Genomic DNA, 12,346 nt, shown 5'->3' on the forward strand with positions numbered 1-12,346 from the left:
CCATGCCCAATCGTTCCCAGATACAGGCCCGCGCCGCCATGATGCGCGTCCGGTTCGAGGCCGCGGGTGCGCATGTGGTGGACACACCTTTGTTGCAACCTGCGGGTACGCTGCTGGACCTCTACGGTGAAGATATCCGCGCGCGCGCCTATGTGACCTCGGACGCGCTGCGGGGTGAGCAGATGCTGCGCCCGGACTTCACCTTGCCAGTGGTGCAGATGCACATGTCCGAAGGGGCTGAACCTGCAAGATACACCTATTCTGGCGAAGTGTTCCGCCGTCAGGAACACGATCCGGACCGGGCTAATGAGTATATTCAGGTCGGTTACGAGGTCTTTGATCGCGAAGACCCCGCTGGTGCCGATGCCGAGGTGTTTTCGCTGATTGCTCTGCAACTGCGCGGGCTGCCCTTGCGGGCAGCGACAGGTGATATTGGAATTCTGATCGCCGCTGTCGCGGGTCTGAAGACAACTGACCGCCGCAAGGCCGCGCTGATGCGGCATCTCTGGCGGCCTCGCCGGTTCCGTGTTCTGCTGGACCGATACGCCGGGCGCAAAGCGGGCCTTGAGGGTCGCGATGCTGTGCTTGACGCAGCTGACCCATTGGCGATTGACGTGCCCATGATCGGTAAACGCCGCGCGCCGGAAATCCTCGACCGGATTGAAGCCCTACGCGAAGACCGCGCCGCGCCGCCGATCTCGGACAATGAACTGGCCGGTTTGGAGACACTGCTGAATGTGCGCGAAACCATGCCTTTTGCGCTGGAACAATTGCGCGACGTGGCGGTTGACCTGCCGCAGATCACGCCCGCGCTGGATCGTTTGGAAGCGCGTATCGCAGCCCTGCAGGCGCGGGGCGTGGACGTGAATACACTGGATTTTGAGGCGTCTTATGGCAGAACCTCGATGGAGTATTACGACGGTTTTGTATTCGGTTTTTACGCCGAAGGCCGCCCTGATCTGCCACCGGTCGCAACCGGTGGGCGCTATGATGCGCTGACCCGGCAATTGGGAGGTGGGGCCGAGATTCCGGCTATTGGCGGCGTGATCCGCCCGGACCTGATGCTCGAAATCGAGGAGGCCGCGCAATGAGCCTGAAACTGGGCGTGCCCTCGAAGGGCCGATTGATGGACAAGACCTTCGCGTGGTTTGAAAAGCGCGGCATCACCCTTTCGCGCAGCGGATCGGACCGGGAATATGCAGGCAAAGTTGAGGGGATTGATGGCGTCTCGCTGATCCTGCTATCCGCCGGGGAGATACCGCGCGAGCTTGCCGCTGGGCGCGTTCATCTGGGTGTGACCGGGATTGATCTGGTGCAAGAGAAACTGCCGCGGTGGGAACAGCAGGTCGAAGAGGTCGCCCCGCTTGGGTTCGGCAAGGCTGACTTGATCATCGCAACACCTGCCTGCTGGGTCGATGTGGATACGTTGGACGATCTGGACGCGGCAGCTGCGAGTTTCCGCAAGGTACACGGGCACCGGCTGCGTATCGCCACCAAGTACCACCGTTTGGTTCGCGAATTTCTGACCGATGCGGGCGTGGCCGACTACACGCTGGTCGATAGTCAGGGCGCGACTGAGGGCACGGTGGTGAACGAAACCGCCGAGGCGATTGCTGATATTACGTCAACTGGCGAGACTCTGAGGGCCAACCACCTGAAAATCCTATCAGATGGGTTGATCTTGCAGTCGCAAGCGACTTTGTGGCGCAGCCGGGTGGCGACCTATAACGCATCCGAGAAGACGATTCTGAACGACCTGCTGGATCGGTTGCGCTAAAGCACGCCGATATCCGCCAGGGCACGGTTCAGGTCGTCGGGTAGGGCATCGTCTTGCTCGCGTCCTCTGGGCAAGTCGGCCGGAGTATCCTCGGGTTTCAGATAGCGCCAGCCTTGGAACGGGCGTTTCAGAGCGTTCTGCGTGCGATGCACCTCGGGGTCGAGAACGATGGCACAGCGGCGGATTCCATCCTCACCGCGCACCTCGTCCAGCCGTAGAATCTGCTGACGGCATTGGACGACTCCTTTGATCACCCAATAGATTGATCCGCCATTCAAAATCTCGGATTCACGTTTGGGCCACATACGTGTGACATGGCGCGGGCATCCGTCCTCATAGAGAGGTTTTCGGCTGTCCTGCCATGCGATCAGCGTGTCGACGCTTTCTGATCCGACCGAAAGTTTGATGAGGTTTACGTACTTATCCACAGCTTTCCCACAGAGTCGTTCATCGACTATCTATCCATTGTAGCTCATGCGCGATTGTCATCAAGGTATTGTGGATGATAGTCTGAATACCTCTTTCAGCACAGGGAATCACCAATGAGCCGCTTTGCCGCCCCCATCGCCGAGCAGATCTGGGACATGAAATACCGCTTCAAACAGGCGGATGGCACACCCATCGATCAGACGGTCGAGGACAGTTGGCGGCGAATTGCACGTGATCTGGCGCGGGTGGAACAGGACCCGGCGCGTTGGGAAGAAAAGTTCTACACCGCGCTTGAGGATTTCAAATACCTCCCTGCTGGTCGCATCACCGCCGGGGCGGGCACCGCACGTCAAGTGACCCTGTTCAACTGCTTTGTGATGGGCACGATCCCCGACAGCATGGGCGGTATCTTCGATATGCTGAAAGAGGCCGCTCTGACCATGCAGCAGGGTGGGGGGATCGGTTACGATTTCTCGACCATCCGTCCACGCGGCGCGGACGTTAAAGGGGTTGCTGCAGACGCATCTGGCCCGCTGAGCTTTATGGATGTGTGGGACGCCATGTGTCGGACGATCATGTCCGCAGGCTCGCGCCGTGGGGCGATGATGGCGACTATGCGCTGTGACCACCCGGATATCGAACAGTTCATCACCGCCAAATCCGACCCGGCGCGGCTACGCATGTTCAACATGTCGGTTCTGGTGACCGATCCGTTCATGGAAGCGGTCAAAGCCGATGGCCCGTGGGATCTGGTGTTTGACGGTAAAGTCTATCACACCGTTCAGGCCCGTGATCTATGGAACAAGATCATGCAGGCGACCTATGACTATGCCGAGCCAGGTGTGATCTTCATCGACCGCATCAACACGGCCAACAACCTCAGTTACGTTGAGACGATTGCTGCGACCAATCCATGCGGCGAACAGCCGTTGCCACCTTATGGTGCTTGCCTGTTGGGCTCGATCAATCTGGCACGGTTGGTGGCCGAGCCCTTTGAGGATGCGGCGCATCTGGATGAGGACGCTTTGCAAGAGCTGGTCGCCACCGCCGTTCGTATGATGGATAACGTGGTCGACGCGTCGAAATTCCCGCTGGTTGAACAAGAGGCGGAAGCTCAAGACAAACGCCGTATCGGGCTGGGCGTGACGGGTCTCGCAGATGCACTGCTGATGCTGGGCCTGCGCTATGGCTCGGACGAGGCGGCGCGTCAAACCGAGCGCTGGCTGCACGCGATTGCCCGCGCCGCGTATCTGGCGTCGGTGGACTTGGCAAAGGAGAAAGGCGCGTTTCCTTTGTTCGATGCTGAGAAATATTTGGCCAGTGGCACGATGCAACAGATGGATGACGATGTGCGCGATGCGATCCGCGAACACGGCATCCGCAACGCGCTGCTGACGTCGATCGCGCCGACTGGTACGATTTCGCTTTATGCCGGGAACGTCTCATCAGGGATCGAGCCGGTCTTTGCGTATGCTTACACGCGCAAGGTGCTGCAGAAAGACGGGTCGCGCACTGAAGAAGAAGTAGTCGACTATGCCGTCCAGTTGTGGCGCGATAAGTTCGGGGATACGGAGCTGCCAGACTTTTTCGTCAACGCACAAACGCTGTCGCCGTCTGATCACGTCAAGATGCAGGCCGCGGCGCAGAAGTGGATCGACAGCTCGATTTCGAAGACCATCAACTGCCCCGAAGATATAAGCTTTGACGCCTTCAAGGACGTCTACATGCAGGCTTGGGATCAAGGCTGCAAAGGCTGTACGACCTATCGCCCCAACGATGTGACGGGTTCTGTTCTGACCGTCTCAGAGAGTACAGATACAGCACCAGGTGAAAGTGCCGCTGCGCCGCAGGAGGTTGATGGCGGCGAAGTCGTCTATATGTCAGAGCCGCTGGATCGTCCGCAATCTCTGGAAGGATCGACATACAAGCTGAAATGGCCCGACAGCGAACACGCGATCTATCTGACGATCAACGACATTGTCATCAGTGGTCGTCGTAGACCGTTCGAAGTGTTCATCAATTCGAAGAACATGGAGCACTATGCCTGGACGCTGGCCCTGACGCGGATGATTTCCGCAGTTTTCCGCCGGGGCGGAGATGTTTCGTTTGTTGTAGAAGAACTGAAAGCCGTCTTTGATCCACGCGGCGGGGCTTGGGTCAAGGGCAAGTACATCCCTTCAATTCTTGCTGCAATTGGTGGCGTGATCGAGCAGCATATGGTTGTAATCGGATTTCTCGAAGGTGAAGGAATGGGCCTAAAGTCGGACCCCCAGGCGCAAGTTGTCAATATCGACACTCCACGCGGCAAAGCATGCCCGTCCTGTGGTCAGTTCGACATGGTGATGATCGAAGGCTGCATGACCTGCAGAAGTTGCGGCCATTCGAAATGCGGTTAGATTCAGGGTGCTTAGTTGTTGACGTACCCATAGTATTGCCATTTTGGCCCTAGGGATTGCCATTTTGAGCTCATAAGTTTGCCATTGTCTCAAACGGAGGACTTCAGCTGCCAAAGCCCAATACTTGGGACGTTGACTAATTCAATTTGCTTGAAAGGTTGGGCTGGGAGCAGACATTCACTGTGGATGCGAAATCCAGATGCGAATCTTGGAAAGCAGTCATTCAGATTAGAGTTTCTTCCACCCGAAGCATTAGTTGCACCAACTTTGATTGTCAGAGATTGCCATACCGTCTGGACACGTTTCGGTCGAGGCTGCAGTCTCAATGCAAAACCAAGAAATGTGAGTAGCGCGTTGTCAAAAAATGATTTCCCAACACCTTCTGAGTTTATGCGAACGACCGTACGCGTCGAAACGCCATAGCAGAGAACGCCGACAAATATTTACCCACGAGCAACGACCGAATGTTCAAAGACAATACACAGTTCTTTAAATCGGCAGATGACGCGTCGGAGTACCTTCGCGAGGCAGATTTTGCTGTTCTGGAATTACGCCTTAGAACACACTTCACCGCCAGAGACAGCGACCGGTTTTTGCGAGGAGCATGAATTTCTTGGAATGACCTATTTCGGACGTTCGTCATACCATTGCCATGCTGCAGTTGCAGCCCTCTCTCCTGACATTCGCTGCGCCTGCGGGATCAGAAACTAATTGAACTCATAGATTGCTCAAAAGTCTCGACGTATTGGCGACAGCATTATGAGACCAAGGCGCCTTGCTTAATTTGCAAAGACTTCCAATTGGTTGAGTCGGTGGAAAATGCACTCAATGTGATTGCTGGATTTTCAACAGCATTACGTTACCGTGGTTTCAACGAGAGCACAGACGAAACTCTTCTGGAGGATGCAACTTGTCAGTAAGGCTGTTAGTCACCGCAGTGATTTTGAACTTTGGTCTGAATCCTTCTGTTGTCATTGCGCAGGACAGCCAAACGAAGCCTAAAGTGACCGTGACGTCGGCAGAGATGAAACAGGTATCTTTGACCGAAGTGTTCACTGGCCGGATCGAGGCGTTGGATCGTGTCGACCTGATCGCGCGCGTACCTGGATTTGTGAAGTCCATTAATTTCAAGGACGGCTCAAGCGTTAAAGCGGCGGATGTCCTGATCGAGATCGAACCGGATTCCTACGAGGCGACCGTCACGGAAATTCAAGGACAAATCCAAGCGGCACAAGCGGGAAAGAAAATTGCCGATATCGAGCTTGATCGACAGCAAAAGCTATACGCCAAAGGCGACACACCTCAGGCTGTCGTTCAGAAAGCGGAAGCGCAGCAAGGTGAGGCGGATGGGCATGTGCTGGAACTACAGGGCAGCCTCCAAAACGCTCAGCTTGACCTGTCTTATACAAAGATAACCGCGCCCTTTGATGGCAGGATCGGACTGACGGACTTGTCCGTGGGCGCATTCGTCAGCCCAGAGGGTGGAACCCTGTTGTCGCTGTCCAGCATCGATCCCATCAATGTAACCTTTCCGGTAACCGAAGCCGAACTGCTTGAGTTTCGCGCCCGCCGTGCCAAGGCGTCGGACTCTGAACCGCTGAAACTGCAGCTGATTCTTGCCGATGGCACGACATACGGTGAAACAGGCAGCATTGAAGTGGCTGACACGCAGGTGCAGTCGGGCACGGATACCGTTCTGGTCCGGGGGTCTTTTCCTAATGCGGATGGGTCACTCATTGATAATCAGCTGGTGCGGGTTCTTGTCACAGATCCCACGCAGGACAAATCGCTGGTGATCCCCGCCAAAGCTTTGCAAAAAGATCAGTCGGGTTACTTTGTATTCACGGTCGGAAGCGACGACAAGGTTGAAAAGAAGCCGATTCAATTGGGACGGACCGAAGGGGCCGAAGCCGTCATTTCGAGCGGTCTGACCGAAGGGGACCAGGTTGTCACCGACGGCCTTCAGCGCGTTCATGCGGGCGTCGAGGTCAGTATCTCCACACCCCAGAACACATCGTCAGCCACCAGCGGAAACTGATCCCATGATCTCGCAACTGTTTATCCGCCGCCCCAGATTTGCAATTGTCATCTCGGTGGTGATTACGCTGGCCGGGTTGATTTCCATTACACAGCTGCCGGTGGAGCAACTGCCCGACATTGTCCCGCCGCAGGTTCAGGTTACTACCAGTTACCCTGGGGCCGGGGCCGAAGTTGTCGAGTCGACCGTTGCCCAGATCATCGAAGAACAGGTGATCGGGGTCAGTGACATGCTGTATATGGAATCGACGAGCGGTTCGGATGGCAGCTATAACCTGCAGGTCACTTTCGAGCCTGGAACGGACCCCGATATCAACGCCGTCAATGTGCAGAACCGTGTCAGCCTGGCCATGTCCGCATTGCCTGAAGAGGTCACACGCGCAGGCGTCAACACCAAAAAGAAGTCCTCGGCTCTGTTGCAGGTCGTGGCCATTACGTCGGACGACCCGAAGAACGACGAATTGTTTCTGTCGAATTTTGCGACAATCAACGTTCTGGACAGCATCAAAAGATCACCCGGGGTAGGGGATGCGACGCTGTTCGGGGCGCTTGATTACTCCATGCGCATCTGGCTCGACATCGACAAGATGACCAGTCTTTCGGTTACCGTCGACGATGTGATTGCCGCGCTGAATGCGCAAAACGTTCAGGCAGCGGTGGGGCGCGTCGGTGCGCAGCCGATGACAAATGACCCGACCTTTCAGCTGAGTATTCAGACGCAAGGCCGGTTGAGCACTGTCTCAGAGTTCGAAGAGATTGTCGTGCGGGCTCGTCCAGACGGCTCATTCGTTCTGATCAGTGATATCGCACGAGTAGATCTTGGGGCAAAGACCCGGGATTCCTTTTCTTCTTTTGACAATAAGCCAGCCGCAATGATCGGTGTCTACCTTGAGCCAGGCGCGAATGCCCTGGACACATCAGAGGCCATAAAAAAGGCGCTGACTGGATTGCAGAGCGCCTTTCCCGATGGGGTTAACTGGAGTGTGCCCTACAACTCGGTGACCTTCGTCCGCGCCAGTATCGATGAAGTTGTGAAAACTCTGGTGCAAGCGTTTGCCTTGGTGGTGATCGTGGTCTTCTTGTTTCTGGGCAATCTGCGGATGGCGCTGATCCCGCTTATCGCGGTTCCGGTTTCGCTAATTGGTGCGCTGGCGTTCATTCTGGCTTTGGGGTTTTCACTCAACTCCGTTTCGTTGCTGGCGCTGGTACTTGCGATTGGCATCGTGGTGGACGATGCGATCGTGGTGATCGAAAACGTCGAAAAGGTGATGGGCGAAAACCCTGAGATGACCGTGGCCGAAGCCACCGGCGAGGCAATGAAACAGATTACGGCCCCCATTTTGGCCATAACCTGTGTGCTGCTGTCGGTGTTTGTACCGGTTGCATTCATTCCCGGCATTACGGGAACGATGTTCCAACAATTCGCTGTGGCTGTTTCCTTTTCAATGCTTATTTCTGCTTTGAACGCCCTGACACTCAGCCCGGCCCTGTGCGCGGTGCTGCTGCGCCGTGAGAGCGCCCCCAGGCGTGGACCGCTGGCCTGGATATCGCGCCGCATAGACAACGCGCGCGATGGCTATGCCTATGCGGTCTCAATCCTCGCCCGACGGACAATCCTGGCTGTTTTACTGCTCGGTTTTGCACTTTTTGGCGCAGGATGGCTGTTTAAGACCACACCTTCCGGGTTTCTTCCCGTCGAAGATCAAGGGGCCTATTTCGTTGAAGTCGCGCTACCCGAAGGCGCCTCGATCAATCGCACATCCAAAGTGATGGAGGACGTTTCGACCATCATCAAATCCGCGCCGGGCGTGCAGGATGTCATGACAGTCACAGGCTTCAGCTTTGTCGACGGCCTGAACAAGTCGAACAGTGGGTTTGGCATCGCGATCATGCAACCGTTTGAAGATCGAACCGATCCCGCCTTATCCGTAAGATCCTCGATCCGGCATGTCCGGCGCGAGTTTGCCGGTTTGGAAGACGCCATTGCCTTTCCTTTCAATCTGCCCCCGATCCTTGGTCTGGGCACTGGTGCCGGGTTCGAGTTCGAGCTTTTGGACTTGCATGGCGACAGCGTTTCAGATCTTGGTGCAACTGCGGCGGGGTTCGTCACAACCGCCAACGCCGACCCACGGTTGTCGGGCGTTTACACGACATTCTCTGCGCAGTCGCCAAAACTGAATCTCGATCTCGATCGTAAAAGGCTGCAGACGCTTGGCGTGGATGTCGACGACCTGTTCCGGGCCATGCAGGTCACTTTGGGCGGGTATCACGTGAATGACATGAACCTGTTCGGTCGGACGTGGCAGGTCAACTTACAAGCAGATGAGAAATACCGGGCCAATGTCGGAGATATTGCTCGTATTCATGTCCGAAATCACGACGGAGATATGGTGCCAGTGCGCGCCGTGGCGAAGGTAGAACTCATTCTGGGCCCGCAATTGCTCGCCCGCTACAATAATTTTCGGGCCGTCACCATAAACGGTGGACCGTCTCCGGGCGTATCAATGGGCGAGGCCATCGCGGGGATGGAAGAAATTGCAGCCCAGACTCTGCCAGAAGGCTACAGCTACGATTGGACCGGAACCGCGCAGCAAGAGATTAAGGCCGCCGGAAAGACACCTATTGTTCTGGGGCTTGCTTTGCTGTTCGCATATCTCTTCCTTGTTGCGCTTTACGAGAGTTGGACGATACCGCTTGCGGTCCTTTTCTCGGTCACCTTTGCGGTGTGCGGTGCGTTGGGTGCGCTGCTGTTGCTGGGTCTCCAGAACAACCTCTACGCCCAGATCGGATTGGTGGTCCTGATAGCGCTTGCCGCCAAAAATGCAATTTTGATCGTCGAATTCGCAATGGATCGGTACCGGCAAGGTCTGAACGCCGTGGATGCAGCCATTCAGGGCGCCCGTGCGCGTTTTCGCGCGGTTATGATGACCAGCTTTGCATTTATTGCCGGACTCTACCCGCTGATTGTGGCCGACGGTGCCTCTATGCTCGCCCGCAGAGGTGTAGGTACGCCGGTTTTCGGAGGGATGATCGCAGCTGCTCTTGTGGGCATATTTGTCATCCCGCCCCTTTACATCATCGCGCAGCGGTTCAGGGAGAAAGTACATGGCAAAATGAATGAGGGAGGTGGCGAAAACGCCGTTTAGAACGTTCGGAAAAGCAGGATTTAGCAATCCGAGTTACGGCTGAGCCACTTTTTGAAAACCAAGTTCTCATGCGGCTCTTTTCATCATTATGTATTATTCAAATTAACTTTTATATCGAATTTAACACCCGATCACACGGCCGAAAAGAAACATTCACCAGCCAATTCGTATGCTACGGTCGCAGCCCACATTGCCGACATTCATCCACAACGCAGCATCAGATCAATCATCAACGTGCAACTCACGGAGCTTCTAGACTTTTGAAATTCAGAGAGCGCTGTCGCAGCATGTTTTCATATGCGGTAGACACAAAGCGATGTCGATGCTCGCGTTGCAAATTTGGTCATTCAGTACTTCGACTTTTGCAGAATCAAGACTGCACTTTCTTTGCAACCGCGATCAATGACACAATCCGGGACAAACCCACCATCTGAGTGTATTTGTCGCCGTACAATTCGATCCAAAACAATCAACGCAAATCTGTGTCACGCTGCTCAAGGTCCAGAACAGCATTGAATTCATTCTCCGGGTCCATCCAGGCAACTAGGATCGCGCCTTCGTCGATGTCGTAAGTCTCGATTTCTGCTGGAGTGACATGGATAATGCGCTCATTCCCTAAGAATGCGCCTCCATGGGTTTCTCCGAACACGACGCGGATCATCCGGGACCCTGGAGCAAACATGCGCAGATACGGATCCGCGGGCTTGCCCATGTTCAAAACCTCTGCCTTGCTACGAACCCATTTTTCGCCAGCAATGCGCTGCTCAGGACTTCGCAAAGCCGAGACTGCGCCTTCTGAAACAGAAGCGACGGCTGCTGACAGCATGACCGCACCAATTGCCATCTGGGCTGCACCTGCGTTTGTCCCGCTGTAGTTCGTCCAGGCAGCAAGGCGCATCAAGCGCCGCTGCGGGTGATAGAGCACGTCGACAATGTCGCCGACCTCGACCGCGTTCCAAAGGTCTATCGGAGCGACTTCTTTTAGGGAAAATGCGCGCGGGTCATCCAAAAGTTGGAAGCGCAAAAAGTGACGTTTCGAAGGTTTGGTGCGATTCCGTTCGTCGCGACCAACGTGGCCCTTCTTGACCCATTTGTCGGTCACACGCGCCTGCCCAGATCGACCGGCTCGCTTCAAATATGTCGAATTCAGATAGTGCCGATAGCCCTGCGCGGTGATGACCAATCCTACTACGCCGAGCGCAACCATCCCAAGAAATGGAAGCCAATTGAAGAGAATGTCAGCTACTGGATCTCCGGGTCGATGTATTTCTTGGATCATGCGACTGTCTCCTGCGGTGGCACGGCCGTTAGAAGGTTGCCGGGCGGGCGTAGTCTGGAATGTAGCTAGAAAATGCCACTTCTGAACATGTCCCGGGAGTTAACCTCATATCTATAGGCCAGGTGTGGGCTGAGATCGCTAAAAAACGGAAAATGAAGCTATTACTGGATGTTCATTCACTAGGGCGGGGGCATTGGTTTTCTCCCCGTGCCCGCCCACACGTTTCTAGCGAAGATGGGGGTCATGGTCCTTCACAGACCAGCGGAAAGACCCCGACCTCCGGGATCTTGAGCGTGCCAACGGTGATTTGGTCGTCTCCTTCAACAGCCGTTATCAGCCGCACTGATGCAACAATGCGGTCAAACTCAGGATCGGCGAAATCCAGCAACGTGTGCGTGTTCTCCGCAGCCCCCTGAGCCAAAACAAGGGGCAGCGCACCTTCTGTCTCTGTCATGCTCCATTCCTGTCCATCCGCGTGGATAATCGCGCTGACAATCGCAAGGCCGGGTACGGATCCGAAGCCAAATGCTACCGCAACGCCTGACTCATCAGGCGCTTCGCAGGACACAAGAAACGTTGCTAAAGAAGGGTTTGCAATGACGCTTGCCACAAGCGCGAGTACGATTGTTCGTATAATGATTGGTTCCTCCGTTTGCAGCCCATTTCACAGCCTATGACGTTTCGGTCTTAACAAGAAACGCCAATGCACTGCCGTGTTTTTGGCACTTTTGTGACATTGGCGATTGGTGGCAGTTCAAGTGAATGCCTACTCGTGTCGGATCCCAATGCGAAACAAGTGCCATGCGCATTAGTTTACAGAATACAAAAAGTATTTGCGCAATACAGGGCTGCCCAAAAGCGCATTAGAAATGATGAACACTTGGCCGATTTCGGAAGAGGTGATTTCACCAATGCGTTTGCGCGCAATCAGATGGGGTTACGTTAATCCGGCATGCCAACTCGTCCTGAGGATCGCAAGTGAATGGAATTGTCACGTGCGCTAGGGAATCATTGGTTCTTCGATTCGAAAAATCGGGGTTCAGAATACCGATTCCTTTGGTACTGCACCCTAAGAACAACGCTCAGAACCTTCGCAGGTGCAGAAACTGGGTGATATCTGGCTCGTAGCACGCTTTTTAATTTGTCTGCGTCCAAGCCCGTGTCATGACGCAAATTCTCAGGTTATCCACATTTATCTCCCGCCGGATATCAACAGTTTATCCCCGTCTAATTTTCATGCTGCAGTGCTATTTTCTTGCCCGAACAGGGTCCTGATGCAAAA

8 protein-coding genes are annotated in these 12,346 nt (G+C 55.0%); 5 read left to right on the forward strand and 3 right to left on the reverse strand.

Translation table 11 applies throughout. From position 1 onward, the window contains the following. Nucleotides 1-2: 2 nt before the first annotated feature. Both ACR0KN_RS20135 and hisG read left to right on the forward strand, forming a co-directional pair. Nucleotides 3-1,091 (forward strand): ATP phosphoribosyltransferase regulatory subunit, encoded by a 1,089-nt coding sequence (locus ACR0KN_RS20135; protein ID WP_480656046.1) that lies wholly within the window; start codon nucleotides 3-5, stop codon nucleotides 1,089-1,091. Continuing rightward, nucleotides 1,088-1,777 (forward strand): ATP phosphoribosyltransferase, encoded by a 690-nt coding sequence (gene hisG, locus ACR0KN_RS20140; RefSeq protein ID WP_480656048.1) that lies wholly within the window; start codon nucleotides 1,088-1,090, stop codon nucleotides 1,775-1,777. Before ACR0KN_RS20135 ends, hisG begins: the two co-directional genes overlap by 4 nt. Here hisG and ACR0KN_RS20145 read toward each other — a convergent pair. Beyond that, nucleotides 1,774-2,205 (reverse strand): DUF1489 family protein, encoded by a 432-nt coding sequence (locus ACR0KN_RS20145; RefSeq protein WP_170543240.1) that lies wholly within the window; start codon nucleotides 2,203-2,205, stop codon nucleotides 1,774-1,776. The two genes, hisG and ACR0KN_RS20145, sit on opposite strands and share 4 nt — an antisense overlap. 114 nt (nucleotides 2,206-2,319) lie before the next feature. On the opposite strand from ACR0KN_RS20145, the gene ACR0KN_RS20150 reads away from it, so the two are divergent. The 3 genes from ACR0KN_RS20150 to ACR0KN_RS20160 all read left to right on the forward strand — a co-directional run bounded on the left by ACR0KN_RS20150 (nucleotide 2,320) and on the right by ACR0KN_RS20160 (nucleotide 9,785). Continuing rightward, nucleotides 2,320-4,602, forward strand: a complete 2,283-nt coding sequence (locus tag ACR0KN_RS20150; protein WP_480656051.1) for an adenosylcobalamin-dependent ribonucleoside-diphosphate reductase — start codon at nucleotides 2,320-2,322, stop codon at nucleotides 4,600-4,602. Nucleotides 4,603-5,512: 910 nt separating this feature from the next. Next, nucleotides 5,513-6,640 carry an efflux RND transporter periplasmic adaptor subunit gene (locus ACR0KN_RS20155; RefSeq protein WP_170476673.1) on the forward strand — a complete coding sequence of 376 codons (1,128 nt, stop codon included), beginning with the start codon at nucleotides 5,513-5,515 and terminating at the stop codon, nucleotides 6,638-6,640. Nucleotides 6,641-6,644: 4 nt separating this feature from the next. Beyond that, on the forward strand, nucleotides 6,645-9,785 hold the full coding sequence (locus ACR0KN_RS20160; protein ID WP_480656053.1) for an efflux RND transporter permease subunit: 3,141 nt from the start codon (nucleotides 6,645-6,647) through the stop codon (nucleotides 9,783-9,785). A 469-nt stretch (nucleotides 9,786-10,254) separates the two neighbouring features. Here ACR0KN_RS20160 and ACR0KN_RS20165 read toward each other — a convergent pair whose 3' ends face one another. Further along, nucleotides 10,255-11,064, reverse strand: coding sequence for a hypothetical protein (locus ACR0KN_RS20165; protein ID WP_480656055.1), 810 nt, complete (start codon nucleotides 11,062-11,064; stop codon nucleotides 10,255-10,257). 241 nt (nucleotides 11,065-11,305) lie between these two features. Next, a complete protein-coding gene (locus ACR0KN_RS20170) occupies nucleotides 11,306-11,518 on the reverse strand; it encodes a hypothetical protein (protein WP_170476667.1) in 213 nt (70 codons plus the stop codon). Nucleotides 11,519-12,346: the final 828 nt, after the last annotated feature.

The sequence above is a fragment of the Ruegeria sp. AP7 genome, from assembly GCF_056539905.1.